Origin of the sequence: Pseudonocardia kujensis, from assembly GCF_021283305.1 — a bacterium.
In the GTDB taxonomy this organism is placed as follows: Bacteria; Actinomycetota; Actinomycetes; order Mycobacteriales; family Pseudonocardiaceae; genus Pseudonocardia; species Pseudonocardia kujensis.
On the sequence record NZ_JAJSOK010000007.1, the window covers coordinates 31764 to 56790 of the forward strand.

Annotated in this window: 23 protein-coding genes and 1 riboswitch; of the genes, 16 read left to right on the forward strand and 7 right to left on the reverse strand. The window is 74.0% G+C overall.

Annotation, left to right across the window (positions count from 1 at the left end; all coding sequences use genetic code 11):
* Positions 1–15: 15 nt before the first annotated feature.
* The gene (locus LWC35_RS07415; protein WP_232869147.1) at positions 16–498 is read right to left on the reverse strand and encodes an HIT family protein; all 483 of its coding nucleotides are present in this window, start codon (positions 496–498) and stop codon (positions 16–18) included.
* 441 nt (positions 499–939) lie between these two features.
* Between LWC35_RS07415 and LWC35_RS40180 the strand changes: the two genes are divergently transcribed.
* Positions 940–1344, forward strand: coding sequence for an SRPBCC family protein (locus tag LWC35_RS40180; protein ID WP_232869148.1), 405 nt, complete (start codon positions 940–942; stop codon positions 1342–1344).
* A gap of 40 nt (positions 1345–1384) precedes the next feature.
* Complete coding sequence (locus LWC35_RS07425; protein ID WP_232869149.1) at positions 1385–1609, forward strand: hypothetical protein; 225 nt, start codon at positions 1385–1387, stop codon at positions 1607–1609.
* 32 nt (positions 1610–1641) lie between these two features.
* On the opposite strand, the gene LWC35_RS07430 is transcribed toward LWC35_RS07425, so the two are convergent.
* Positions 1642–2202: a TetR family transcriptional regulator gene (locus LWC35_RS07430; RefSeq protein ID WP_232869150.1), complete on the reverse strand. Its 561-nt coding sequence runs from the start codon at positions 2200–2202 to the stop codon at positions 1642–1644.
* 84 nt (positions 2203–2286) lie between these two features.
* Between LWC35_RS07430 and LWC35_RS07435 the strand changes: the two genes are divergently transcribed.
* Positions 2287–3189 (forward strand): SDR family oxidoreductase, encoded by a 903-nt coding sequence (locus LWC35_RS07435; RefSeq protein WP_232869151.1) that lies wholly within the window; start codon positions 2287–2289, stop codon positions 3187–3189.
* A 51-nt stretch (positions 3190–3240) separates the two neighbouring features.
* On the opposite strand, the gene treS is transcribed toward LWC35_RS07435, so the two are convergent.
* Positions 3241–5502, reverse strand: a complete 2262-nt coding sequence (gene treS, locus LWC35_RS07440; RefSeq protein WP_232869152.1) for a maltose alpha-D-glucosyltransferase — start codon at positions 5500–5502, stop codon at positions 3241–3243.
* Positions 5503–5669: 167 nt separating this feature from the next.
* Positions 5670–7139 carry an aminotransferase class V-fold PLP-dependent enzyme gene (locus LWC35_RS07445; RefSeq protein ID WP_232869153.1) on the reverse strand — a complete coding sequence of 490 codons (1470 nt, stop codon included), beginning with the start codon at positions 7137–7139 and terminating at the stop codon, positions 5670–5672.
* Positions 7140–7196: 57 nt separating this feature from the next.
* Positions 7197–7310, reverse strand: a riboswitch (SAM riboswitch).
* Between the two features lie 487 nt (positions 7311–7797).
* Between LWC35_RS07445 and LWC35_RS40855 the strand changes: the two genes are divergently transcribed.
* The 10 genes from LWC35_RS40855 to LWC35_RS07490 all read left to right on the forward strand — a co-directional run bounded on the left by LWC35_RS40855 (position 7798) and on the right by LWC35_RS07490 (position 18353).
* Positions 7798–7884, forward strand: coding sequence for a putative leader peptide (locus LWC35_RS40855; protein ID WP_372463014.1), 87 nt, complete (start codon positions 7798–7800; stop codon positions 7882–7884).
* Positions 7885–8093: 209 nt separating this feature from the next.
* On the forward strand, positions 8094–8423 hold the full coding sequence (locus LWC35_RS07450) for a hypothetical protein (RefSeq protein ID WP_232869154.1): 330 nt from the start codon (positions 8094–8096) through the stop codon (positions 8421–8423).
* A 7-nt stretch (positions 8424–8430) separates the two neighbouring features.
* A complete protein-coding gene (locus LWC35_RS07455) occupies positions 8431–10251 on the forward strand; it encodes a selenium-binding family protein (protein WP_232869155.1) in 1821 nt (606 codons plus the stop codon).
* Complete coding sequence (locus tag LWC35_RS07460) at positions 10235–12451, forward strand: hypothetical protein (RefSeq protein ID WP_232869156.1); 2217 nt, start codon at positions 10235–10237, stop codon at positions 12449–12451. The genes LWC35_RS07455 and LWC35_RS07460 overlap by 17 nt, the downstream gene beginning before the upstream one ends.
* Before the next feature lie 12 nt (positions 12452–12463).
* Complete coding sequence (locus LWC35_RS07465) at positions 12464–13762, forward strand: YeeE/YedE family protein (RefSeq protein ID WP_232869157.1); 1299 nt, start codon at positions 12464–12466, stop codon at positions 13760–13762.
* Positions 13763–13782: 20 nt separating this feature from the next.
* Positions 13783–14013, forward strand: a complete 231-nt coding sequence (locus LWC35_RS07470) for a hypothetical protein (protein ID WP_232869158.1) — start codon at positions 13783–13785, stop codon at positions 14011–14013.
* A 199-nt stretch (positions 14014–14212) separates the two neighbouring features.
* On the forward strand, positions 14213–14518 hold the full coding sequence (locus LWC35_RS07475; RefSeq protein ID WP_232869159.1) for a hypothetical protein: 306 nt from the start codon (positions 14213–14215) through the stop codon (positions 14516–14518).
* 202 nt (positions 14519–14720) lie between these two features.
* Positions 14721–15704: an NAD(P)H-dependent flavin oxidoreductase gene (locus LWC35_RS07480; protein ID WP_232869160.1), complete on the forward strand. Its 984-nt coding sequence runs from the start codon at positions 14721–14723 to the stop codon at positions 15702–15704.
* Between the two features lie 318 nt (positions 15705–16022).
* Positions 16023–16400: a TraR/DksA family transcriptional regulator gene (locus LWC35_RS07485; protein ID WP_232869161.1), complete on the forward strand. Its 378-nt coding sequence runs from the start codon at positions 16023–16025 to the stop codon at positions 16398–16400.
* A 549-nt stretch (positions 16401–16949) separates the two neighbouring features.
* A complete protein-coding gene (locus LWC35_RS07490) occupies positions 16950–18353 on the forward strand; it encodes an MFS transporter (RefSeq protein ID WP_232869162.1) in 1404 nt (467 codons plus the stop codon).
* Here LWC35_RS07490 and LWC35_RS07495 read toward each other — a convergent pair.
* Both LWC35_RS07495 and LWC35_RS07500 read right to left on the reverse strand, forming a co-directional pair.
* On the reverse strand, positions 18350–19486 hold the full coding sequence (locus tag LWC35_RS07495) for an MBL fold metallo-hydrolase (RefSeq protein ID WP_232869163.1): 1137 nt from the start codon (positions 19484–19486) through the stop codon (positions 18350–18352). The two genes, LWC35_RS07490 and LWC35_RS07495, sit on opposite strands and share 4 nt — an antisense overlap.
* A gap of 69 nt (positions 19487–19555) precedes the next feature.
* Positions 19556–20143: a TetR/AcrR family transcriptional regulator gene (locus LWC35_RS07500; RefSeq protein WP_232869164.1), complete on the reverse strand. Its 588-nt coding sequence runs from the start codon at positions 20141–20143 to the stop codon at positions 19556–19558.
* A gap of 155 nt (positions 20144–20298) precedes the next feature.
* On the opposite strand from LWC35_RS07500, the gene LWC35_RS07505 reads away from it, so the two are divergent.
* A complete protein-coding gene (locus tag LWC35_RS07505; protein ID WP_232869165.1) occupies positions 20299–20793 on the forward strand; it encodes a MarR family winged helix-turn-helix transcriptional regulator in 495 nt (164 codons plus the stop codon).
* 77 nt (positions 20794–20870) lie between these two features.
* On the forward strand, positions 20871–23471 hold the full coding sequence (locus LWC35_RS07510; protein ID WP_232869166.1) for an MFS transporter: 2601 nt from the start codon (positions 20871–20873) through the stop codon (positions 23469–23471).
* Between the two features lie 76 nt (positions 23472–23547).
* On the opposite strand, the gene LWC35_RS07515 is transcribed toward LWC35_RS07510, so the two are convergent.
* Positions 23548–23973 carry an organic hydroperoxide resistance protein gene (locus tag LWC35_RS07515; RefSeq protein WP_197040715.1) on the reverse strand — a complete coding sequence of 142 codons (426 nt, stop codon included), beginning with the start codon at positions 23971–23973 and terminating at the stop codon, positions 23548–23550.
* Positions 23974–24072: 99 nt separating this feature from the next.
* Here LWC35_RS07515 and LWC35_RS07520 point away from each other — a divergent pair, with 99 nt between their 5' ends.
* Positions 24073–24660, forward strand: coding sequence for a TetR/AcrR family transcriptional regulator (locus LWC35_RS07520; RefSeq protein ID WP_232869167.1), 588 nt, complete (start codon positions 24073–24075; stop codon positions 24658–24660).
* Positions 24661–25027 lie beyond the last annotated feature (367 nt).

Below are 25027 nucleotides of genomic sequence, written 5' to 3' on the forward strand. Positions count from 1 at the left end.
CCCCGCCCCGCCGGGCTACAGGCCGCCCGTGAGCAGCACCCGCAGCTCGAGGGCGATCCGTTCCCTCAGCTCCTCGTGCCGGGTTCCGGCGGCGTGCTCCGGCGCGCGCAGATCCGGATAGCGCCAGACCGGCAGGAACTTGTACTCGTCGGGCTCCCACTCGTACCGCGCGTGGACGTGTCCGTGCAGGTGCGGCCACGTGTTGCCGAGGACCTCGTAGTTGATCCGGCGGAACTGCCCGTCCGCACGCAGCGCGGTGCGCACGGCCTGACCGAGCAGCGACAGCTCGTAGAGGAACCGCATCCGTTCGGGTTCCTCGAGATCGTCGAGGTGCTCGACCTCGGCCCGGTGGATCAGCAGGCAGTACCCGGGGAGCTTCTGGTGGTCGCCGAACACCGCGAAGCCCGACGCGGTCTCGGCGATCAGGTTCGGGAGCTTCTCGCCGCGCCGGAGGGCCTCGAGCCGGTTGTCGGACGACGGGTCAGCGCTGTCGCTCATGGTCCGACGCTAGAGCGGATCGCCCGCCGGCGCAGCCGGCAGGTCCTCACCGGACGGTCGCGCCGGCGCCGCGACGTGCCGGGCGATCAGCGCGCGCTGCCGCGCCGGGGCCAGTCGTCCGGGTCGAACGCCGTTGCGGTGGTCGCGGTCGTCGGCGTGCCGGACCGGCGGCTGACCGAGGTGCCCGTGGCGTTCGAGGAGCTGCGCCCGGGGCGCCCGCCTCCGCCGACGACCTGCCGGCCCACTGCCGCGCCTCGCTCGCCGCGTTCCGGGTGCCGCGGCACCTGCGCGTCGTCGGCGACCCGCCGATTCCGCCACGAAGATCCAGAAGGTCGCGCTGGCGCGGAAGCTCGCCGCGGAGCTGGGAGTAGGGGAGCGTGCGCCGAGGTGATCCTCTCCGTGGGGCGTGGGAAGGTGACGGCCCGAGCGGAAGGAGCGCCCGTGTCCACTCTCCCGAGCCGGCACGTCGGTGTCCGGATCGAGGCGCCGGCGAGCGAGGTGTACGCCTTCGTCGCCGACCCCACGAACCTGCCGCGGTGGGCGGCCGGCCTCGCCACGGCGAGCGTCGAGCTGCGCGAGGGCCGGTGGGTCACCGAGTCGCCGATGGGCACGGTCGAGATCGCCTTCGCGCCGCGCAACGAGTTCGGCGTGCTCGACCACGACGTCGTGCTCCCGAGCGGCGAGGTGGTCTCCAACCCGCTGCGGGTGCTGCCCAACGAGGACGGCTGCGACCTCGTGTTCACCGTCCGTCGGCGCCACGACATGAGCGACGAGGACCTGGAGCGCGACGTGGCAGCCGTCCGGACCGACCTCGACACGCTGGCCCGACTGCTGTCCCGCCCCTGACCGGGCAGGGCACACCGCGGATCCTGCCGCGACGCACGCTGTGTTCAGCGGGAAGGCCGACGAGAACCTCCCGGCCTCGCCCTTCGAGCGGATCGTCGTGACCGACACGATCCCGCTGCGGCCCGGCGGCCCCGGACACCGTGCACGCGGTGTCCTGCTCGCCGACTCGATCCGGCGCATCTTCACCGACGACTCGGTCAGCGAGGTCTTCGACGGGCAGAACCGCAGAACCACCCCTTCCGACCTGCGGTTGCACCGCCGGTGAGGGGCTCGGCGCCCGGCCCGGCACGGCAGGGGTCAGCGCGACAGCGACCGCAGCCGGTCGAAGGACTCGCGCATGACCTCCGGCAACGCGCGCTCCTCCGGCTCGGTGACCCAGCGTTCGAAGGCCACCCGGAAGACCGAGACGCCGGCCTCGGCGGCCAGCCGGGCGTCGGCCTCGTCGACGCCGCGCCGGCGCAGCCCGTCCGCCAGGGCCGTCGCGAGCCGCGTCATCTTGATCAGCTCGCGCTCCTGCAGCTCCCCGTTCGCGGCGATCACGAGCCGGCGCCGCCGGGAGAGCTCGCGATTGCCGCCCAGCGAGGCCGCACCTGCGTCGAGGGCCACGCCGATCGCGTCCATGGGCGACGCCTCCGCCGGTGCGCCGACGAGCGCGTCGACCAGGTGCTGCTCGAGCTCGGCCGAGCCGGCGAAGAGCACCTCGCGCTTGTCGGCGAAGTGTCGGAAGAACGTGCGCGCGGTGAGCCCGGCGCGGGCGGCGATCTCCGCGACCGTCGTCTGCTCGAAGCCGCGCTCCACGTAGAGGTCGAGGGCGGCCTCCCGCAGCCGTCCGCTCGCGTTCGGTTCCCAGCGACCCATTCGTGCGAGTTTAGTGATGACACTCGCTGACATCGAGGCGTAGGGTGATGTCATCAAGTGACATCAAGCCCTCGGGAGGGTTCCATGCGCGTCTTCGTCACCGGGGCGTCGGGTTGGATCGGCGCGGCGGCCGTCCGCGAGCTTCGGCGGGCCGGCCACCAGGTGGTCGGGCTGGCCCGCTCGGACGCGGCGGCGGCCGCCGTCGCCGCCCTGGGTGCCGAGGTGCACCGCGGCGACCTCGACGACCTCGACGGCCTCAGCGCCGGCGCTGCCGACTCCGACGGCGTCGTCCACCTCGCCTACCACCACGACTTCACGCAGATGGCCGCGGCCGCCCGGATGGACCTGGCCGCGATCGAGGCGATCGGCAGGGTCCTCGAGGGCACGGGCCGGCCGCTGGTCATCGCCTCGGGCGTCGCCGGGCTCGCGCCGGGGCGCGTCGCCACCGAGCGCGACGACGCGGACCCCGCCGCCCACCCCAGGATCGCCAACGCCGCGGCCACGCTCGCGCTCGCCGACCGCGGGGTGCGGCCCGTCGTCGTGCGCTTCGCCCCGACGGTCCACGGCGCCGGTGACCACGGGTTCGTGGCCAGGCTCGTCGACATCGCGCGGGAGAAGGGCGTCTCGGCCCACGTCGGCGACGGAAGCAACCGGTGGCCGGCCGTGCACCGGCACGACGCCGGCGCGCTCGTCCGCCTGGCGGTGGAGCAGGCGCCCGCCGGCTCGGTCCTGCACGCCGTGGCCGAGGAGGGGGTGCCGGCCCGCGCGATCGCCGAGGCCATCGGGCGTGGGCTCGACCTGCCCGTCGCCGCGGTGCCGGCGGAGCAGGCCGCCGCGCACTTCGGCTGGCTCGGCGGGTTCTTCGCGCTCGACTGCCCGGCGTCGAACGTGCAGACCCGCGCGCAGCTGGGCTGGGAGCCGACCGGCCCCGGCCTCCTCGAGGACCTGGGGGAGGGGCACTACTTCCGCACGTCGACCGCTGCCTGACGGGCCGTGCGCGGGAAGGGTGCTCCGGCATCCTTCCCACGCACGGGTGCGTCAGCGCGGTTCGGCGGGCACCTCGAGCAGCAGCGAGTGGCCCTGATGCGGCTCGAGCTCCACGACGAAGGCCCGCAGGTCGTCGACGACGCCGCACTCCTTGTCGGTGAACATGTCGGTGACCCGGCTGCCGGGGACGAGGTGCTCGGAGCGCACCGTGCCGACCACGGTCTCGGCGGCGAAGTTCAGCACCGTGACGTGCATCCGGCGGCCGCCGTCCTCGCCCGGGTCGAGCTCGTGGACCAGCACGAGCATGCCGCGGTGGGAGACGTCCGGGATGTCGACCTGCCGCGCCACCGCGATCCCGTAGCGGGACCGGACGGCGAGGATCGCCTGCAGCTGGCGGGCGAAGCTGCGCTCGTCCTCGAGCTGCGCGGGCAACGGCCCGTACAGCGAGCGGCCCCGCGGCATCCCCGACGCCGACCTGACGGCGTGCGGCGCGACGCCCATGAGGTCGTGCGCGGCCCGGTGGATCCAGCGGGTGTCGCCCTCGCCGATCAGCTCGGCGACCTCGTCGGCCGGCAGGGTGAGCATGCCGGTGAGGTCCCAGCCGGAGAGGGCGAACACGCCGGGCTGCAGGGCGTTGTACATCGCCAGCAGCAGGTGGACCCGCATGATCTCCGGGACGTCCTCGTCCGTGATCGCGTCGAGCGAGGACAGCCCGAGCGTCGCGGCGATGACGGTCGCGGTGGTGCAGGCGATGCCGTTGGTGGTGAACACCCGGTTGTAGGGCGCGTTCTCGCCGGTCAGCGCGTCGGTGAGGTCCGCGCGGATGCGCTCGGCGAGCTGCTCGCCGGTGAGCTGCTCGCCGGCGAAGGGGTAGACGTCGTCGCGGTGCCCGTTCGCCCAGTGCACCAGCTCGTAGGTCAGCTCGTCGTGGTTCTGCAGGGCGTGCACGAGCCCGGCCGGGTCGACGCCCAGCTCGAGCGAGGTCCGCTGGGTCAGCCGCAGGAACTCGGTGTCGCCGGTGACCAGCGCGTGGTGGTAGGCGGGGCGGTTGACGAAGTCGTACGACAGGTCCGGGCCGGCCTCGGCGGTGGCGCGGATGTCGTCGATCGTCAGGTTCAGCTCCTGGAAGGTGAACCCGCCCAGCTTGCGGACCATGCTGGCGATCAGGTGGTTGGCCGCGGAGGAGAGCGGGTGGCCCTCCGACCAGGCCGGCATGCCCTCGGCGCTCTTCTCGACGCCGAGGAAGCCGTTCGCGTCGAGCCGCAGCGCTCCGGACCCGAGGTCGGCCAGCGAGTGCACGGCGTCGCCGATCACCAGGCGCATCCCGGCGAAGGACGGGTCGAGCCAGTTGATCGAGGGCTGGCCGTCCTTGAAGTAGTGCAGGTACACCCAGCGCCGGGCCACGCCGTCGACGCCGACGACCGGCTTGGTCGCGCTCCAGTTCGTCTCCTTGACGCCGGGCGCGTAGAAGATCACCCGCTGCAGCCGGCCGATGATGTACCCGGCCTTCTCGAGGGCCTCCTCGGTGGGCACGTCGAGGTTCACCGAGTCCCGGCCCGGCGGGACCTCGGGCAGGAGGTTCCAGTCCTCCTCCTCGATCTCCACCATGTGGTAGATGCCGGGGTAGTCGCCGTACTTCAGCTCGGCGAGCCGGAAGTCCGCGCCCTTGCCGGTGTGGCCGGGCACGATGTCGTCGATGATCGTGCCGCCGGACCAGGTGGCCATGCCGCACATCGCGCGGAACTCGGCCTCCGTGCCGAAGGCCGGGTCGATCTCGGTGCCGATCCGGTCGAAGTGGCCGTCCACGCTGGACGTGGACTGCCAGCCGGAGATGCCGCCCGCGCGCTTGACCGGTCCGGTGTGGATGGCCTCGATGCCGATGGTGCAGAAGGCGTTCCAGAGCGCCTCGTCGCCCAGCGCGCACAGGAAGGACTCGCCGGGCCGCGTGATCAGCGAGATCGGGTAGGCCGTGAACCACACCGAGGCCGACTCGACGGCCTGCCGCGGACCGGGGTCGGCGAACGGGTTCTGCCACATCGTGCCCTGGCCGGAGAACTGCCGGGCGATCTCGTTGGCGTCGGCGAGCATGGACTGGCTGAGCAGCCACGACACGTACGCCGGGTTCTCCCCGGTCGCGGCGCCGTCCTTCGCCACCGACCGCCGGACGACGGGCGACTTGGCCCGGGCGCGATGGCGGAGCGTGCGGGGGCGCGCGGGATGCAGGTGCTCCGCGTAGGTGATCTCGCTGGGCTCGTGGGGCTGCTGCTCCGTGTCCTCGGCCTGTTCCGTGGACAGCGCTGCGTCGTCTGCCATCTACTCTCCGTGCTCGCCGCGACCCGGTCGTCGCCCGGGGAGGGTGTACCACCCACGCCTGCGGGGAAACGACGGTGACGCGCCGACGGTGCGCCCGTCCACCCGACCGCACAGGCCGAGCGGCGTGCCCCGCCGCTCGGCGACGGGACGCCCGCCGGCTGCCCGGGTCAGTGGCCGCAGGCCGCGCCGCCCGGCCCGACCACGGCGCCCAGCCGCAGCGGGTCGAGGTCGCGGGGGTCGGGGGTCGGGGTCCAGCGGCCGTCGACCTCCCGGTAGTCCCACTCCGGGCCCGCGGTCGCGATCGCGCGGACGGCCGCGACCAGCCGGTCGACGTCGTCCGCGGTGGTGTTGAGGCCGAGGCTGACGCGCACGGCGTCGGCCCCGCCGGCCAGCCTTGCGAGCAGCGGGTGGGCGCAGAAGCGGCCGTCGCGCACCCCGATGCCGTGCTCGGCGGACAGCACCGCCGCGACGAGCCCGGCCGGGACGTCGGTCACCGTGAAGGAGGCGACGGCGACCCGGTCCGGGGCGTCGGCCCAGATCCGCAGCGGACGGACGCCGGCGATCCCGGACAGCCCGTCGACCAGCCGGGCGAGCAGGGCCCGCTCGTGGGCGGGGGCGACCTCGTCGATCACCGGGTCCAGCGCGCGGCAGGCCGCGGCGATCGCGGCGGCGCCCAGGACGTTCGGCGTGCCGGCCTCGTGCCGGTGCGGCGCCGGGGCCCAGCTGACCTCGGCGGTGCGGTCCTCGACCCCCACCGAGCGGACGGCGCCGCCGCCGGCGAGGTACGGGCTGGCGACGTCGAGCCAGTCCCGCCGCCCGATCAGCGCGCCGGCGCCGTAGGGGGCGTAGAGCTTGTGCCCGGACAGCACGACGTAGTCCACACCGGACGCGGCGATGTCGACGCGGCGGTGCGGGGCGAGCTGGGCGGCGTCGAGCACCACCCGGGTGCCCGCGGCGTGCGCGATCGCGCAGATCTCGTCGATCGGCAGGATCTCGCCGGTGACGTTGGAGGCACCGGTGATCGCCAGCAGCGCGGTGTGCTCGGCGGTCAGCGCGTCGCGCAGGAGCGCGAGGGTCTCGTCGACCGTGTCGGGGGCCCGCAGCACGCGGTGCGCGGTCCCCCGCCAGGCGAGCAGCGTGGCGTGGTGCTCGACGTCGAGGCAGAGCGTCGCGCCGGGGACCGCGCCGGCGAGCAGGTTGAGCGCGTCGGTGGTGTTGCGGGTGAAGACGACGACGTCGTCGCCGCGCGCCCCGACGAACCGGGCCACGGTCTCCCGCGCGCCCTCGAGGACCGAGGTGCAGACCTGAGAGGCGTAACCGGCGCCGCGGTGCACGCTCGAGTAGTAGGGGAGCAGCTCGGCGACGTGGTCGGCCACCGCGCGCAGGGCGGGTGCGCTCGCGGCGAGGTCGAGGTTCGCGTAGGGGACGCTGCGGCCGTCGACCAGCGGGACCGGGAGTCCGGTGCCGACGAGCTCCGGCAGTGCGGTGGGGGCGGAGACGGTGGTGGGCGTGCCGACCGTCGCGGCGACCGCGGTGCGCGACGGCTCCTCGGCGGCGGCGCCGCCCGGGGTCTCGGCGCAGCCCGGGGTCTCGGTGCAGAGCGGCTCTCGGACGGCCTGGGTACGGACGTCGGACATCGTGGATCCTCCCGGATCACTCAGGACCCGGGAACGGCACGAGGTGCCGGACGTGAGGGTCCGCGCTTGCCGGCCGCGGGTGCGCGGCGGCCCGGTCGTCACCCGGAGCACCCCACCGCGGAGGAGGGTTGCCGGCCAGCGAGCCGGGGCTTGGCGCTGGCGCTCTTGACCTGACGACGACGGTAGGTCGCGATCCGGGGAGCGGTCAAGTGTGATCCGGGCCGCGAAAAGGGTCGCACGAATGACCGGACATTGCGGCGACGAGCGTTCCAGATCGGCGTCAATTGTCCGACCCTGGGTCCGGCTCGATGCCTTTCGGTGGCAATTCCGACCCGTTTCCCCCGTCGTGAAGAATCTGGTCACGCTCGGTACAGGAAGGAGACGGGACACGCCGTCACCCGATCGGGGAGAAGCTCGGCGAACCTCCAGGTCGGTGCGCTGCCGCGTGATCGGTTCCCGGTGGAGACGACACGATCGCGTGAAGAATCGGGCCGCCGTCACCTGTCGTCTTCCCGTTCTTCAGGGCCTGGAAAACGGCCGATTTCGGTGACCTGGGCCACGGGAAAGGGGTCCGAAATGGGTCCGGAACGGCGTGGGACGGCCCTCTGTCCGACCCCGGTGAGCGTCACTGCTCCATCCGGATGACACAGTTCCGGTCATGCGCCTCACCGACCGCTTCGCCTGTCGACGTCATGTCGACCTGCGCCGCGTGGCGAGCGCGCTGTGTAGCGCGACGGTGAGCTGAGGCCCGGGCCCGTCCGGGCCGCCCCTCGCCCCTCGCCCCCTTGGGTGCACCGCCCGTCCGGCTCCGTTCCCGCGACCCGGTGTGCCTCGTGCGTGCCCACCGCCGCCCGCCCCACCGTCGCGGGTCCGTCCACAGCGGACCCCGCGACGGACAGCCGGGTGCCGGTCCGCCGCCGTCCGCTCCCCAGATGAGAAGAAGTGGAGACACCCGTGCCCCGACACCGACACCGACCACCGCGGTCGGCCCTGACCCGGCTCGCCGGGTCGGCGACCCTGGCGGGCGCCGCCGTCGTCGGACTCACCGGACCGGCCCAGGCCGCCACCCCGGACCTGGTCCCGGACCTCGCGCCGCTGCTCACGGCCCACGACGACGAGGAGCCGGCCCCCGCGCCGGAGGCGCCGTACGTGGAGCCGTCGGCCACGGCGTTCGAGCAGGGTGACCTGCTGAACCAGGCCCGCGACTTCGCACCCGCCGGCGTCCCGATCGCCGGGCTGACCCAGTCGGTCGTGGGCGCACCCAGCCGACTCCTGCCGAGCTGAGGCCGGGATGCGCGCACCGAAGAAGATCCTGCTCGGGCTCCTGGCCCTGGGCGTCGTCGCCGGGGTGACCACCCTGCCGGGCGGCGACGCGTACGCGGACGTCCAGACCGTCAAGTCCTCCCTCAAGGGGGCCGACGGCAAGGACTACTGGGTCGAGAACAACATCGACACCGACGCCGCCGAGGGCTCCCACGAGGCGTCCACGCGGCCGGAGTACATGGTCGTGTGGGCCGGTGACGAGAACGTCGCCGACACCGTGGTCCCGGACGTCAAGAAGCTGCCGGGGTCGCTGACCAACCCGACGGACAAGGTCCGCAACGCGCTGCCGGGCCCGGACTTCATGGCGGTCGTCGACGTCACGAAGGGCTCGCCCAGCTACGGCAAGGTCGTCAACACCGCGACCGTCGGCCCGCTGGTGGAGAACGAGCCGCACCACATGCAGTACTCGTGGCGCAAGGGCGACAAGATCTACGCGGGTGGCCTCTTCTCGGCGGCCACCTACGTCTTCGACGTGTCCGCGCTGCCGGAGCTCAAGCTCTCCGGCATCAGCCTCCCCAGCCAAACCCTCTGCGGGTCGGTGCCGGACGCGTACTGGGTTCTGAAGGACGGAACGGCCTACGGGACCTACATGGGCGGCCCGGTCGTCCCGGGTCCCTGCACCTACTCCAACGGCGAGGTCCGCACCGGCAACGGGTTCGCGGGCACGCCGGGCGAGGTCGTCCGGTTCGGCCCGGACGGGCAGAAGCTGGTCGAGGCCCCGGCCGCGACCACCACGCCGGAGGACCCGACGCAGTGCCTGAACATGCCGGCGCTCGGCCAGCCCAGCTGCGCCAACCCGCACGGCATCCAGGTCCGCGAGGACCTGAACACCATGGTCACGAGTGACTACGCCGAGCCGCGGACGATCATCCTCGACCCGGTCAAGGCGCCGTCGCCGTACCTGCGTCGGCCGACGGTCCGCACGTGGGACATCTCCGACCTGAACCACCCCAAGGTGAAGTCGGTGTCCTACCTGCCGACCGGTCCGCGGTCCAACGGCACGGACCCGCTGCACAACGAGAACCGTGCGGCGATGGAGACCACGGTGACCAACCTGCCGGGTCACAAGGGCGCCTTCGCCCAGACCATGCAGGGTGGCGCGCTGTTCTACACGCCGGACATCACGGTGCCGGAGCCGCGGTGGCGGGAGATCTACGACCTGTCGAATGCGGTGAAGGAGCTCGACCCGGCCGCCGGCGACAACGGCGGCCCGAGCTCGAACGGCGGGTGGCTGCAGACCAGCCCGGACGACAAGACGCTCTACCACGCCATCATCGGCCGTAAGCCCGGCGCGCTGGGCAAGGACGACCCCGGCACCGCCGGCGGCGTGATCGCGCTCGACATCGAGAAGCTGGTCGAGGCGGGCGACGAGGCGACCTGCTCGATCGACACCGCCGACGAGATCGCCGGCGGCGGCGCGGAGTCCGACTGCCCGACGCTCAAGGGGCACCAGACGATCAACCCGGGTGTGGCCGCGGGCGGCCCGCACTGGGGCGCCCTGGACACCCTCGGCCTGGGTGACGACGGCTTCTACCACGAGACCGACCAGCCGAAGCGCCTGGCGACCGCGAACTACTTCGTGGCCCGCACGGGCACCGACGGCGACCACCGGGTCTGCATCGTGGACATCGAGAAGGACGGGCAGCTGAAGCTCGACGAGGACTTCAAGGACGAGAACACGGGCCAGACCTGCATCTCGTTCAACCGGGAGCGCTGGCCGCACGGCGCCTTCGGCAACGCGAAGCCCCACTCGATGCTGTTCGTGGCGAACGATGCCGACGTCAAGTAACACCCGGCACCGGGTCTCCCGGTCGCGGCGCGCCCTGGTGCGCCGCGGCCGGGCGGCCGCCGCGGCCCTGGTGGGGCTCCCGCTCGTCCTCGTGGCGAGCGGGGGCTCCGCCCTCGCCGACACCGTCACCCCCGCCGCGCGTGCGGCAGCGGCGCTGGGGGAGCAGGTGGGTGCGGCGGCGGTGCTGCTGCGCGTGGCCCTGCTGGCGGGGACGGCGCTTGCGGGCGGGATCGCGCTGGTCCACGCCGTGGTCGGCACCCCGCAGCAGGGTTCCGCGCGTGGCTTGTTCGCCGGGCACGCCCCGCGCGGGCTGCAGGTGACGGCCTGGGTGGCGGCGGGCGTCGTGGCCGCCGCGGCCGAGGTCACGCACCTCACCGGGTCGGTGTCGGTCCTCGGCACCGTGGCGCACGTGGTGCTCGCGCTGGTGGCCGCGGCCCTGCTCGGGACCCGCTGGTCGGCGGTCCCGGGGGCGCTGCTGCTGGTGCTGCTCGCCGCGCAGCTGGGGTCGGTGCACACCGGGCCCGCCTTCGCGCTCGACGCGGCGTACGCCGTCGCGTCGGGGGTGCTCGTCGGGGCCACGGCCGTCGCGGCCGCCGGAGCCCGACGGGCCGGGCCCGCGCCGGGACCTCGGGCGGGGGAGCCCGCGGTCCCGGCCGGGTCGCGGACACAGGTCACCGGGGTGCCCCCGACCGGGCTGCGCAGCCGCGCCGCTGCGGAGGCGCCGACGGAGCCCTTCACCGCGGTTGCTCCGCCCGCCCGACGCGAGGAGGTGGCCCGGTCCGGGACGCTCGCCCGGGTCGCGATCGCCGCGGGACTCGTCGCCGCCGTCACCGCGAGCGCGCAGCTCCTCGTCAGCGGCCCGGACACCGCCCACGACCTCACCGGGAGCGGGTACGGACTGGCCGGGCTCGCGGCCGTCGTGCTGCCCCTGCTCGTGGTGGTCGGCTGGGCCGCGGCACTGCTGCCGGCCGGCCGGTTGCGGTCCCGGGAGCTGTACCGGATGGCCGGGGTGACCGGCGTCGCCGGGATCACGGCGGCGGCACTGCTCGCGGCCCTGCCGCTGCCGGGACCGGGTCCCGAGCCGGGACGGCCGCTGCTGCGCACCGTCGATGCCGGGGCCGATCGGCTCGCGCTGCTGGTCGCGCCGATGCGGCCGGGCCCGAACCTGGTCCGCCTCTCCGGGACGGGCTACCCGGCCTCCGGTACCACCGACGGCACGGCGGTCCAGCCCGTCGCGCTCGCGACCGGCGGGCACCAGCACGGCCCGACGCTCCCCACCGCGGCGAGCGTCGCGTCCGACACGTCCGCCCCCGCCGTCCCGTTCACGGCGCGGGACGGTGCGGCGGGCGGCTGGGCCGTCGTCGACCTGCCCGCGGGGGCGAGCACGCTGACGGTCACCGCCGGCGGCGTGACGAGCACCGTCCCCGTGGACACCGGGTCGGCGGCGGCCACCCCCGCCGAGGGCACCCTGACGGGCCCGGACGGGCCGGAGTGCGCGGCGGCCCTGCTCGGCGACCTCGTCGGGCAGCGCCCGGGCGAGTCCGCGCCGCAGGTCGGTACCTGTCCGTCGGACGCCCTCTCCGAGACCGACGCGGGCGCGCTGCGGGCGACCGTGCGCACGTTCACGGACCACGGGGTGCGCAGCGTGCGCGTGGTGGCGGACGACTCGCCCCGCTCGCGGACGGCGGCGGAGCTCGTCCGGACCCGGGCCACCGAGGCCGGCGCCCGGCTCGTCGAGCGAGCCGACGCGGACAGCGCCCTCATCGTCGTCTCCGGTTGGGCGCCCGCCGTGGCGGCCCTGCAGCAGGCCTCGGCCCGGGCCCTCGAGACCCCGACCCATCTGGGCGGAACGTATCTGGCCCCCTGGTTGTTGACGGCAGGGGTCGTGACGCGGACGTCGTCGTCCGTGGTGCCGCTGGCCTTCAACCCGCAGGACCAGCTCGCCAAGCGGTACGCCGGCGAGGTCGGCGCCGCGTTCCCCGGCGAGGCGCCCTCGACCTCCGGGTACGCCCGGTGGGCCGCCCACTCGGGCGTCCCGCTCGACGACCGGCCCACGCTGTTCGGCGCGGCCCCGGTCGACGTCCCGATGACCGTCAACGCCCCGGGCGAGACCGACGGGCACCACGGCGGCGGCAACCCGGCCGCCTGGTTCCCGAACGGCACGGTCGTGCCGGTCAGTGCCCCCCTCGATCCCTCGTGAAGGAGACCCGTCATGTCCGTGCTCGATGAACCGGTCGGTGGACCGGGGAACCCGCTGGTGCGGGCCCTGCGCGGGGTCCCGGCCCAGGAACGCGCCGCCTTCGGCCCGGCCGACCGCGAGGCGCCGCCGGTGCAGTGGGTGCCGACCGCCGTGGCGATCCTGCTGGCCGCTCTGCTGCTGTGGGGCATCTCGCGGGTCGCCCCCGCCACCATGGTCGGGACGGGCGCGCTCGGCCTCGCCCTCGGCTTCACGCTGTTCCACTCCCGCTTCGGCTTCACCTCCGGCTGGCGGCAGCTCGTCGCCGTCGGGCAGGGGGCCGCGATCCGGGCGCACATGGTGATGCTCGGAGTGGCGACCGTGCTGTTCGGCGTCATCTTCGCGACCGGCAGCGGGCTGTCGGGCGACCCCAGGGGCTTCGTCTCGCCGGTCGGGATCGGGCTGGTCGTGGGGGCGTTCCTGTTCGGCGCCGGCATGCAGATCGGCGGCTCCTGCGCCTCCGGCACGCTGTTCGCCGTCGGCAGCGGGCAGAGCGCGATCGTGCTGACGCTCTTCGGCTTCATCGTCGGCTCGGTGTTCGCCGCGCTGTCCTTCCCGTTCTGGAACGGCGTGGTGCCGCAGGGCCCGGCGATCTCGCTGGTCGACGTCTTCGGCGGCATCCCCGGCGCCGTCGGCGCGTCGCTGCTGGTCCTGGTGCTGATCACCGGCCTGACCTACTGGGTGGCCAAGCGGCGCACCCCGCCACCGGTCGAGCGGCCGCCGTCGGCCCACGGGGTCGCCCGCGTGCTGCGGGGCTCGTGGCCGCTGTGGGTCGGCGCGATCGTGCTGGCCGTGCTCAACGCCGCGGTGCTGTTCGTGTCCGGCCAGCCGTGGGGCGTGACGTCGGCGTTCGGCCTGTGGGGCGCCAAGGTCCTGCAGTGGTTCGGCGCCGAGCCGCAGAACTGGGCGTTCTGGCAGCAGCCCGCCAACGCGAAGTCGCTCGCCGGCCCGGTCCTCGCCGACCGGATCTCGGTGCTCGACCTCGGGATCATGGTCGGCGCGCTCTTCGCCTCCGCGGTCGGCGGCGCCTTCCTGCTGCACAAGCGGATCCCGTGGAAGCTGGCCGTCGGCGCGGTCGTCGGCGGGATCCTCATGGGGTACGGCGCGCGGCTCGCGGGGGGCTGCAACATCGGCGCCTACTTCTCCGGAATCGCCTCGTTCAGCCTGCACGGCTGGATCTGGGGTGTGGTCGCGCTGGCCGGGACGTGGGTCGGGCTGCGGCTGCGGCCGCTGTTCGGGCTCTCGAACCCCAAGCCGGCCGACTCGATCTGCTGATCACCAGAAAGGAACCCTCCATGATCCGTGTGACCTCCGCCGTGCTCGGCGGGATCGCCCTGACCACGCTCGCCGGCGGTGTCGCCAACGCCGCGCCGGTGATCGCCGAGCCGCCGACGGAGCCGGGCCCGGCCGTCGCGGGCAACCCCCTGTGGGCCACCGACCACGTGCCGGTCCCGATCGACGACCCGACCTTCGGGGTCTTCGACGCGATCGCGCCGGTCTACGGCCTCGTCGGCGGCATCAACTAGCGCCGACCTGCCCACCGGGGACCGGAGCCGCCACGACCTCGCGAGCGGTCGTGGCGGCTCCGGTGTGTCCGGGGGCGTCCGGGTCGCGTCCGGGGGTGGCCGCCGCTCGTCGGTCCGCAGGGGCCGTTCACGGACCCGCCGGGTGAGGTGGTCCGCCGCCGGCTCCCGTCGCGGGCCTGCGGGGATCAGGGTGGTGTTCATGCTGTTCATCGGGCCGCCGGCCGACGAGTCGACGGACGAGCACGAGGGCTACGTCGCCGGGCTCGACGCCGCCGGCCGGGCCACCGACATCTGGACCGACGTCCGGGGCCGGCTGTCCGCGTACGTCGCCGTGATCCCCCGGTGCGAGTGCGGGTGGTCGGGCGTGCCGCAGCCGGCCGACACCGCCGGGCACGACGCCGCCGAGCGGGAGTGGATCGACGGGCACTTCGCCGCCGTCGTCGGGACGGGGCCGTGGCCGGACGAGATGTTCCTGCGATCCCCCGTCCGGGCGACCTCCCCGTGACATGGGCTCCTGCGACGGGGCCCCGTCGCAGGAACTCCGTGGCGTGAACTCCGTGACGTGAGCCGGAGTTCATTGACGCGCCTCGCGCGCGCCGGGCACGATCACGGGGAAGAGGACTAGTCGATCGTTCGTTCAGTGGGGCTTCTCGCGGCCGGGCGCGCCGGGCGGGTGCGGCCCCCGGCGGGCGGGGAGCGGAGCAAGGATGCGGACGCGCTTCACGGAGCTGTTCGGGGTCGAGCACCCCATCGCGCAGGGTGGCATGCAGTGGGTCGGACGGGCGCCGCTCGTCGCCGCGGTGGCCGACGCGGGCGGTCTGGGCTTCATCACGGCCCTCACCCAGCCCACGCCCGAGGACCTGCGGGCGGAGATCCGGCGGTGCCGGGAGCTGACGGACAAGAACTTCGGCGTCAACCTCACCATCCTGCCCGCGATCGTCCCGCCGCCCTACGCGGAGTACCGGCAGGTGATCATCGAGGAGGGCGTGCCCTTCGTCGAGACCGCGGGGGCGAACCCCGTCGAGCACCTCGAGCACTTCCACTCCGCCGGCATCAAGGTGATCCACAAGTGCACCTCGGTGCGGCACGGGGTCAAGGCGCAGAACCTGGGCGTCGACGCCCTGTCCATCGACGGCTTCGAGTGCGCCGGGCACCCGGGTGAGGACGACGTCCCCGGGTTGATCCTGCTGCCCGCGGCGGCCGACGCCCTGGAGATCCCGTTCATCGCCTCCGGCGGCTTCGGCGACGGACGCGGGCTCGCCGCGGCGCTCGCGCTGGGTGCCGACGGCATCAACATGGGCACCCGCTTCATGGCGACCGTGGAGTCGGGCATCCACCAGAACGTGAAGGACCGCCTGGTCGAGGCGGGGGAGCGGGACACCCAGCTGATCTTCCGGCAGCTCCGCAACACCGCCCGCGTGGCCGACAACGCCGTGTCCCGCGAGGTCGTGGAGAAGCTCGAGGCCGGGGCGCAGTTCGAGGACATCCGCGACCTCGTGGCGGGCAAGCGCGGCGCGGTCGTCTACGAGACCGGCGACCTCGACCACGGCATCTGGTCGGCCGGGATGGTGCAGGCGCTCATCCACGACATCCCGACCTGCGAGGAGCTCATCACCCGCATCGTCCGGGACGCCGAGGACATCATCACCGGCCGCCTCGCCGGCATGGTCGGGACTCCCGCGGCGGTCTGACCGCCCCGCGAGTCGGCAGTTCCGGCTGCGCGAGTCGGCAGTTCCGGTAGCGGCAAGGCGGCAGTTCCGGTAGCGCGAGTCGGCAATTCCGGTAGCGCAAGGCGAGCTGTGAGCTTCCGCGAGTGGAGCTGGGGTTCCGCGAGTCGCGAGTTCCGGTAGCGCGAGTCGGGCTGTGGGCTTCCGCGAGTCGCGAGTTCCGGGAGCGCGGGTCGGAGGCTGCGCGCGGCGGTCGGGGCCGGGAGAGTGGAGGGCATGCCTCCCGATCCCGGACCCGACCGCCGCGCGCGCTCCACCGCGGGCCGCGCAGAGTCGACGGAGGTGGCATCGGCCGATCCGCCGCCCGCCGCCGAGCGGATCGCGGCCGCCCGCGCCGAGGCCATCGCCCGGGCCGCGGCGCTCGAGGTTCAGGTCGCGGCGCTCGCGGAACAACAGGCGTTGACCACGCACGACGACGAGCACGACCCCGAGGGCGTCACGATCGGCTTCGAGCGCGCCCAGCTCCTCGGCCTGCTCGGCGGGGCGCGGGACGAGATCGCGGCGCTCGACCGCGCAGCCGAACGACTGCGCGAGGGCCGCTACGGCGACTGCGCCGACTGCGGTGCCGCCATCCCCGACGTCCGGCTCGAAGCCCTCCCCGCCGCCGAAACCTGCCTGGCCTGCGCCGACCTCCGCCGCGGCCGTCGTCGACGCCGCTGAGCGACGGCTTCCCACCCGCCGTCCGTCGGGCCTTGAGTCGTCGTGCGCCGTCACACACCCCTCGGGCCGCCCCACACTCTCCCGGCTCTGCCACACCCACTCGCGGTCCCGGCCACACGCGCGAGGTGTACGGCACACCGAACCGACGGCCGGTGTCATGTCGCTCCGGTCGTGCCGCAGGTCGAGCGTGGAGCACGCGCGCGGAGTGGGACGACACGATCGGCGGGGCCACCGGCCGGCGGCGCGCCGGGTCGGACGGTTCGCTGCCCGGACTCCGCGGGTGTGGGGCCGGGTCGGCATGCGCGTGCGGCGCCGGGACGGGTGTGGGACCGGCAGGCAACGGGCGTGCGGCGCCGGAAGGGGTGGGCGGAGCGACCACGGACGAGGGCGGCTCGCCCGGGCGCGGGCGCCATCGTGCGATTCCCGCCACGTGATCGGGATGAAGCGCCCTGACCAGCGTAAACGACCCCCACACGACTGATCGTTCCATCCTGCAATCCCGTGGCACCGGGACTAGCGTTCCCCGCCGGTATGACGGAAGGACATGTAGTGGCCGACGAGGGACGCGACTCCGGGCTGACCCTGGACGAGATCACCATCACCGACGAGGCGACGATCCGGAGGGCGGTCGGCGCGGCCGCCATCGGCAACGTCACCGAGTGGTACGACTTCGGGGTCTACTCGTACCTCGTCGTCACGATCACCAAGGTCTTCTTCACCGACCTGCCCCCCGCGACGGCGACGGTCTACGCGTTCGCGGTCTTCGCCGTCTCCTTCGTCGTCCGGCCGCTCGGCGGGCTGTTCTTCGGCCCGCTCGGGGACCGCATCGGCCGGACGAAGGTCCTCTCGATCACGGTGATCATGATGGCGGCCGGGACGACGATCCTCGGCCTGCTGCCCGGCTACGCGACGATCGGCATCGCGGCGCCGCTGCTGGTCCTGCTGGTCCGGCTGATCCAGGGCTTCTCGACGGGCGGTGAGTACGGCGGCGCGATGACCTTCATCGCCGAGTACGCCCCGGACCGGCGGCGCGGGTTCCTGGGCAGCTGGCTGGAGTTCGGCACGCTCACCGGCTACGCGCTGGGCGCCGGCCTCGTCACCTTCCTGACCTGGCTCCTGACGCCCGAGCAGCTGGTGAGCTGGGGCTGGCGGATCCCGTTCCTGCTGGCGCTGCCGCTCGGTGTCGTCGGGCTCTACCTGCGGGTGAAGCTGGAGGAGACGCCCGCCTTCCAGGCGATGCTGAAGTCGTCGGAGTCGAAGGAGGGCACCCCGACCGGCCGCGCCTTCCGGCTGATCTTCACCAGGTACTGGAAGCAGATGCTGATCGCGGGCGGCGTGATCATCGCCTGGAACGTCACGAACTACGTGCTGACCGCGTACGTCCCGACCTACGTCACGCAGACGCTGCCACCGGAGGACCGGATCAGCGAGTCGGCGTCGAACCTGCTGCAGATCGCCGTGCTGGTGATCCTCATGGCCGTGATCACCTTCCTCGGCCGGCTCAGCGACCGGATCGGTCGGCGCCCGGTGCTCATGATCGGGTCGGTGGCGCTCGTGGTCCTCGGCCTGCCGTCCGTGCTGCTGCTGCGTCAGGGCGGCGTCGGCGCGACGTTCCTCGGCCTGCTGGTGATGGGCCTGATGCTGGTCTGCTTCTCCTCGACCGCGCCGTCGACGCTCCCGGCGCTGTTCCCGACCGAGATCCGCTACGGCGGTCTGTCGATCACGTTCAACCTCTTCGTGTCCGCCTTCGCCGGCACGGCCGCCACGGTGATCGGGGCCCTGGTGCTGGCCACCGGCGACCTCAACTGGCCCGGCTACTACCTGATCGCGGCCGGTGTCGTCGGCGCGATCTCGGTGTGGCTGCTCGCCGAGAGCGCCCGCCGGCCCCTGGCCGGCTCGCGGCCCGCGGCGTCCAGCGAGGCCGAGGCGCGCGAGCTCATCGAGGAGGACTAGGCGACGGCACGCCGCGCGAGCCGGACCCGCAGGGTGTGGTCGGGCTCGGGCGCGGTGATCGCGCCCGGGACGCCGCCCAGGCACTCGAGCTCGCCGCGGTCGACGAGGTAGCGCACGTGGGAGGCGGTCTCGGCGAGCGCGCCGATACGCATCGGACCGACCTCCTCCCACGGCCGCGACCAGGTCAGACGAGCGGCCAGCTCCCACATCGTGGGTTCGCCGGCCTCCCGGACGATCTCCGTCAGCTCGTCGCACCGTTCGGCGTGGTGCGCCTGCAGTGCGCGGGACCGCGCGGCGAGCCCGCGGAACCGGTATTCGTGGGCGGGGAGCGCCGTGAGCCCGCCGTGCTCGGTGTCGGTGACCGCGACGCGTTCGAGCGAGTCGAGGAAGGTGGCGAGGGCCGGGGCGTCGGAGCTGGGCGTGAGGCCGATGTTCGGGGTGATCCGCGGCAGGACGTGGTCGCCGGTCAGCAGCACCCCGGCGTCGGCCTCGAGCAGGCAGATGTGCCCCGGGGTGTGCCCGGGCGTCCAGAGGGTGCGGAGCGTACGGCCCTTCACCGGGAGGACGTCACCGTCGTCGAGCAGGACGTCCGGCTCCGCCATCGACCCGTCGGGTCCGCCGGAGCGCGGCCCGGTGAGCTCCCCGACCTCGGTGTCCGAGGCGCCGCAGCCGCAGAGCCAGCCGGCCATGACCCGGCGGCTGTCCTCGGCGCTGCCCGAGCTCCAGCGCTGGGGGAGCGTCGCGGCCTCGGCCGTGTGCATCGCGATCCACGCGCCGCTGTGCTCGGCGAGCCGCCCGGACAGGCCGTGGTGGTCCGGGTGGACGTGCGTCGCGACGATCCCGATGACGTCGTCGAAGCCCGCGCCCGCGGCCCGCAGCCCGCCGACCAGGGCGTCCCAGGTCTCGTCGGTGTCCCACCCCGGGTCGACGACGACCACGCCGTCGTCGCCCGGGACCAGGTAGCAGAGCGTGTATCGCAACGGGTTGTGCGGGATCGGGACCGGCACGGACCACAGGCCCGCCTCCAGTCGCTCGACGGGCGGGAGCACCTTCGCCGCCCACGCCTCGCGCTGCGCGGTCCCGACGACCTCCACACCCGCGGGGACGCCGCCCGCGGGGACCCTCTGCGCCACCCGGCCACCCCACTTCCTGGACGCCGAACGTCCGAAAACCTGCTCGGACGGTAACCCGGCCCGGGCGGCTCACTCAAGCGAGCGGAGGAGGAACGTGACGAGACGCTCCGCGTAGTCCTCGACGTCGATGTTCGGCCGCAGCCGCTCCGGGGTGGACGAGACGTGCAGTGCGACTCCGCCGCACAGGGTGTCGAGCAGCAGCGTGACCGGGGTGTCGGCGGCGATCTCGCCGCGGTCGATCCCTCGCCGGACCATCGCCCGCGCCGCCCGCACCTGGGCCTCGCGGTGCCGTTCCCAGCGCTCGGCCACCCCGGGGAGCTGCGGGGCGTCCAGCCCCATCCGCTGGAACGCGCGTCCGGACGGGCCGAGGTGCATGTCCAGGAGCTGTCGGGCCAGCCGGACGAGGTCGCCGCGGAGGGTGCCGGTGTCGACGTCCGCGACGACCGGTACGCGCTCGGCGAGCGCGCCGACCAGCAGGGCTTCCTTGCTCGGCCAGCGCAGGTAGATCGACGCCTTGCCGACGCCGGCGCGGCGGGCCACCGCCTCGACGCTGAACCCCGCCCAGCCCTGCGAGCCGAAGAGCTCGACGGCGGCGCGCGCGACCCGCCGGTCGACGTCCGGATCGCGGGGGCGGCCCGCGGCGGGGGAGGCGCTCATCTCGCGGCCAGGTTAGCCCCGGTCCGGGCGCGGTCCGAGCGGGACGGACGGGACGACGGTGTCCGGAGGACCTGATGGGGCGAACGTGACGGACCAGAATTGCATGGCGAAAGCATCAGGCTATGCTTGCATGTAGCAACCAAAGGGAGAGGACCGTGATCAGCACGTCGACGGCGTCCGACCTCGTGGAGGCCATCCGCGAGTTCGTCGGCCTCGGCCGTCTCGCGCGCCAGCTGGCCGACGCCGAGCCGCCCGCCGAGGGCTCGTGCGTCCTGCACCCGTCGAGCGCCGGGCTGCTCGGCCTGCTGGTGGGGGAGGGGGAGCAGCGGCTCGGGGTGCTGGCCGCGTCGCTCGACGTCGACGCCTCGGTGATCAGCCGACGCGTCGCCGCCCTCGAGGAGGCCGGCCTCGTCGCGCGCCGTCCCGACCCGCAGGACCGCCGCGCGCAGCTCGTGGGCGCGACCGACCGGGGGCGTGCCGCCCTCGTCGCCTATCGCGAGCACCGCGCCGAGCAGGTCGCCGCCGCCCTCGCCCACCGCACGGACGAGGAGGTCGGCCGGATCGCCGGCGAGCTCCGCGGCCTGGTCGCGGACCTGCACCGGATCCCGCCAGCCCCGCGGCGGCGGTCCGAGCCGGCGCCGACGCGTTGACCGCCGGCCGCCCGGGTCCGCCCCGGCCGACATCTCCCCGCACGAACCCGGAAGATCCGAGAGACGAGGAAACACGCGTGTCCACCACCCGCGCCGAGACACCGGTCGCGCCGAGCGCGCCGGCTGCGCCCCCGACCAGCGGTGAGGCCGGCGCCATGACGCACCGCCAGGTCCTGCAGGCGCTCTCCGGCATGTTGCTGGCGATGTTCACCGCGTTCCTGTCGGCGACGATCGTCTCGAACGCGCTGCCGACGATCATCACGGACCTGCACGGCTCGCAGAGCCAGTACACCTGGGTGGTCACCGCGACCCTGCTGTCGTCCACGGCGAGCACCCCGATCTGGGGCAAGCTGTCCGACCTCTTCTCGAAGAAGCTGCTGGTCCAGCTCGGCATCGTCTTCTACATCGGCGGGTCGATCCTCGCCGGCTTCTCGCACTCGGTCGACATCCTGATCGTCTGGCGCGCCGTCCAGGGCCTGGGCCTCGGCGCGCTGCAGTCCCTGATCATGATCGTGATCGCCGCGATGATCAGCCCGCGGGAGCGCGGCCGCTACACGGGCCCGATCGCCGCGGTCATGTCGCTGGCCACGGTCGCCGGGCCGCTGATCGGCGGCGTGATCGTGGACAGCTCGCTGGGGTGGCGCTGGTGCTTCTGGGTCGGCGCCCCGTTCGCGGTGGTTGCGCTGGTCGTCGTGCAGCGCACGCTGAACCTGCCCGTGGTCAGGCGCGCGGTGAAGATCGACTACCTGGGTGCCGCGCTGATCGCGGCCGGCGTCTGCGACCTGCTCATCTGGGTCACCCTGGCCGGCAACGACTTCGCGTTTGGCTCCGGCACGTCGTGGCTGCTCGTCGCCATCGGCGTCGTCCTGCTCGGGCTCGCGGTGCTCGTCGAGTCGCGGGCCGCCGAGCCGATCGTCCCGCTGTACCTGTTCAAGGAGCGCACGACCACGCTCGCGGTCGTCGCGAGCATCGCCGTCGGCGTCGCGATGTTCGGCGGCGCGGTGTTCCTGGGGCAGTACTTCCAGATCGCGCGGGGCTACTCCCCGACGGCCTCCGGCCTGCTGACCCTGCCGATGATCATCGGCTCGACGCTCTCGGCGACCGTCTCCGGCATGCTGATCACCAAGCTCGGCAAGTGGAAGGTCTTCCTCGTCGCCGGCGCGATCCTGATGGTCGGCGGCTTCGGCCTGCTCGCCACGATCGACCACGCCACGAACATCTGGCTCATGGGCCTCTACCTCGCCGTCCTGGGCCTCGGCCTGGGCATGACCATGCAGAACCTGGTGCTCGCGGTGCAGAACACGGTCAAGGTCGGCGACCTGGGGTCGGCGTCGTCGGTCGTCACCTTCTTCCGGTCGCTCGGCGGCACGATCGGTGTCTCGGTGCTGGGCGCGATCCTGGCGACCCGGGTCGCGGACCTCACCACGGAGGGCCTGTCCGCGGCCGGTGTGCCCGTGACGGGCGCGGGGTCCGGCGAGGTCGGGATCGGCTCGCTCAACGAGCTCCCGGACTTCGTCGGCGACATCGTCCGCGGCGCCTACGGCGACGCGACCGCCCGGATCTTCCTCGTCGCGGGTGCGCTGGCGATCGTCTCCCTGCTCGCGATCGTGTTCATCAAGGAGGCCCCGCTGCGCACGCTGAGCGGGATCCAGCAGCAGGCGGAGGCGGACGGGGCGGCTCCCGCACCGGCGCCCGCGGGAGCCGTCGCCGCGGCTGCCGCCCCGGCGGCCGCCGTCGCCGCGCCGGCCACCGCGGCCGGTCCGGCGGAGCTCCCGGCCGGGCCCCCGACCGACGACCGGGGACGGGGCCGGCACGCCATGCCGCACCCCGTCACCACCGGGCGCCCCGCCGACCCGGAGGGCGTCGGGCCCGCGATCTACGGCTTCGTCGGCGGCACCGGCGGGGCGGGGATCGGGCACGCCGTCGTCACGCTGACGGCGGGCACGGGGGAGCAGGTCGCGCGTGCCGCCACCGACCCGGACGGCGGCTTCGAGTTCCACCTGCCCACCGGCGGCACGTTCCTGCTGGTCGTGTCGGCCGGCACGCTGCGGCCCTCCGCGTCGATGGTCGCCGTGGCCGACCGCCCCGTGCGGCACGACGTCACCCTCGGCGGCGGAAGCGAGGTGTCCGGGACGGTGACGCGGGGCGAGCCCGCCGTCCCGGCCGCCGGGGTCACGGTCACGCTGATCGACGCCCGCGGCGACGTCGCCGGGACCACCCGGACCGACGAGGCCGGCCGCTACCGGATCGCCGGGGTCTCCTCCGGCGCGTTCACGCTGGCCGCGGCCGGGCCGGGGGTGCCGGTGGCGACCTCGGTGACCCTCGCCGACGGCACCCCGCTGGTGCACGACGTCGTCCTGCCGAACCGGGCCGAGCTGCGCGGCACCGTCACCGCTGCGAGCAGCGGCCGTGGCGTGCCCGACGCCGTCGCGACCCTCGTGGGGGCCGACGGGCGCGTGGTCGCGTCGACCAGCACGGACGACGAGGGTGGGTTCGCCTTCGCCGACCTGCCGAGCGGCACCTACACGCTCACCGCGGCCGGGTACGCGCCCGACGTGCAGGTCGTCCGGGTCGACCCGGGCTCGACGACCGAGGTCCGGGTCGCGCTCGGCGCCCCCGCTCCCGGCGGGGTCCCGGCGCCGGCGGACCGCCTGCCGCAGCCGATCGCGGGCGACTGACCGTTACGAGGAAGGACAGCGGGCCCGGCACCGTGGTGGTGCCGGGCCCTCGTGCGTCGGGCGGTCCGTCAGGCGCTCACTCGACGGTGGCGTCGACGGTCACGGGGATGTTGCCGCGGGTGGCGTTCGAGTAGGGGCAGACCTGGTGGGCGGCCTGCACCAGCTCGTCGGCCGTGGCCTGGTCGACCCCGCCGATCTCGGCGTGCAGGGCGACGGTCAGGGCGAAGCCGCCCTGGTCGTTCGGGCCGATGCCGACCTCGGCGGAGACCGACGAGTCGGTGATGTCGATCTTCTTCTGCCGCGCGACGGCCTTCAGCGCACTGTGGAAGCAGGCCGAGTAGCCGGCGGCGAAGAGCTGCTCCGGGTTGGTGGCGCCACCGGCGCCGCCCATCTCCTTCGGGGTGGCCAGGTCGAAGTCGAGCAGGCCGTCCGACGAGCGGACGTGGCCGTTGCGGGCGTCCCCGCTGGACATGGCGGCGGCGGTGTAGAGCACCTTCACGATCGACTCCTCGGTAGAACGAACGGTCCTTCTTGGACGTCGACTCTGGCACGGGACGCCGAGAAATGCAAGACCGATCGTTCTGTCTGTTACCGTGGTGGCATGCCTGCGCGGCTCTCCGACTCCCCGACCCACGACCGGACGTCCGGGCGCTCCGAGGCGCGGGAGCGGCTGCTGCGCACCGCGTGCGCCCTGTTCTACGGCGAGGGTATCCGCGCCGTGGGCGTCGACCGGGTGATCGGCGAGGCCGCGGTCACGCGCGCCACCTTCTACCGGCACTTCCCGAGCAAGGACGACCTGGTCGTCGCCTACCTGCGGTCGGTGGACGAGGCGGTCCGCGCGATCGCCGAGGGCGCGCCCGAGGGGCGGGAGCGGCTCCGGGCCGTGATCGGGGAGATGGGGGAGCAGGCGTGTTCCCCAGGCTTCCGCGGGTGCGCGTTCATCAACGCGGCCGCGGAGTACCCCGACCCGGACAGTCGCGTGCACCGGGCGGTCGCGGAGCACCGGGCGTGGCTTGCGGCGCTGTTCGTGCGCGAGCTCGGGGTCGCCGGACATCCGGACCCCGAGCAGGCCGCGGCGCACCTGATGATGCTGCGGGACGGGGCGATGGTCGCGGGCTACCTGGCCGACGCGGCGCGGGCCCGGGAGACCCTGGTCCGGGGGCTCGAGGGTCTGCTCGAGCAGGCCTGAGCGGCCGGTCGGAGCCTCGTGCGACGCCGTCCGGCGTGGTGCGACGGCGGTTGATCGCTGGTCCTGGACGGCAAGGGCCGATTTCCGACGTTCCGGGTCCGGCTCGGGTGATCTTGGTGGGCGGGACGGGTCCGGACGCCGGGTGGTCGTGCGGCGGGCGGCGCGGCACGGGTGGCCACGGCTGAGGGGTCGCGGCGACGATGATCAGCGACCCTGGACGGCGAGGGTCGGTTTTCGACGTTCCGGGTCCCGCTCGGGTGATCTTGGTGGGCGGGACGGGTCCGGACGCCGGGTGGTCGGCCGCCGGGAGTTCCAGCGCGGATGTCGCGGCTGAGCGGGCATGTCGAGCAGTGATCAGCTGCTGTGG

What these genes read in the sequence shown, in the direction of transcription:
- LWC35_RS07415 (WP_232869147.1), bottom strand. Translation starts at nt 498, where the DNA reads ATGAGCGACAGCGCTGACCCGTCGTCCGACAACCGGCTCGAGGCCCTC.
- LWC35_RS07430 (WP_232869150.1), bottom strand. Translation starts at nt 2,202, where the DNA reads ATGGGTCGCTGGGAACCGAACGCGAGCGGACGGCTGCGGGAGGCCGCC.
- LWC35_RS07435 (WP_232869151.1), top strand. Translation starts at nt 2,287, where the DNA reads ATGCGCGTCTTCGTCACCGGGGCGTCGGGTTGGATCGGCGCGGCGGCC.
- treS (WP_232869152.1), bottom strand. Translation starts at nt 5,502, where the DNA reads ATGGCAGACGACGCAGCGCTGTCCACGGAACAGGCCGAGGACACGGAG.
- LWC35_RS07445 (WP_232869153.1), bottom strand. Translation starts at nt 7,139, where the DNA reads ATGTCCGACGTCCGTACCCAGGCCGTCCGAGAGCCGCTCTGCACCGAG.
- LWC35_RS40855 (WP_372463014.1), top strand. Translation starts at nt 7,798, where the DNA reads ATGCGCCTCACCGACCGCTTCGCCTGTCGACGTCATGTCGACCTGCGC.
- LWC35_RS07455 (WP_232869155.1), top strand. Translation starts at nt 8,431, where the DNA reads ATGCGCGCACCGAAGAAGATCCTGCTCGGGCTCCTGGCCCTGGGCGTC.
- LWC35_RS07460 (WP_232869156.1), top strand. Translation starts at nt 10,235, where the DNA reads ATGCCGACGTCAAGTAACACCCGGCACCGGGTCTCCCGGTCGCGGCGC.
- LWC35_RS07465 (WP_232869157.1), top strand. Translation starts at nt 12,464, where the DNA reads ATGTCCGTGCTCGATGAACCGGTCGGTGGACCGGGGAACCCGCTGGTG.
- LWC35_RS07470 (WP_232869158.1), top strand. Translation starts at nt 13,783, where the DNA reads ATGATCCGTGTGACCTCCGCCGTGCTCGGCGGGATCGCCCTGACCACG.
- LWC35_RS07475 (WP_232869159.1), top strand. Translation starts at nt 14,213, where the DNA reads ATGCTGTTCATCGGGCCGCCGGCCGACGAGTCGACGGACGAGCACGAG.
- LWC35_RS07480 (WP_232869160.1), top strand. Translation starts at nt 14,721, where the DNA reads ATGCGGACGCGCTTCACGGAGCTGTTCGGGGTCGAGCACCCCATCGCG.
- LWC35_RS07500 (WP_232869164.1), bottom strand. Translation starts at nt 20,143, where the DNA reads ATGAGCGCCTCCCCCGCCGCGGGCCGCCCCCGCGATCCGGACGTCGAC.
- LWC35_RS07520 (WP_232869167.1), top strand. Translation starts at nt 24,073, where the DNA reads ATGCCTGCGCGGCTCTCCGACTCCCCGACCCACGACCGGACGTCCGGG.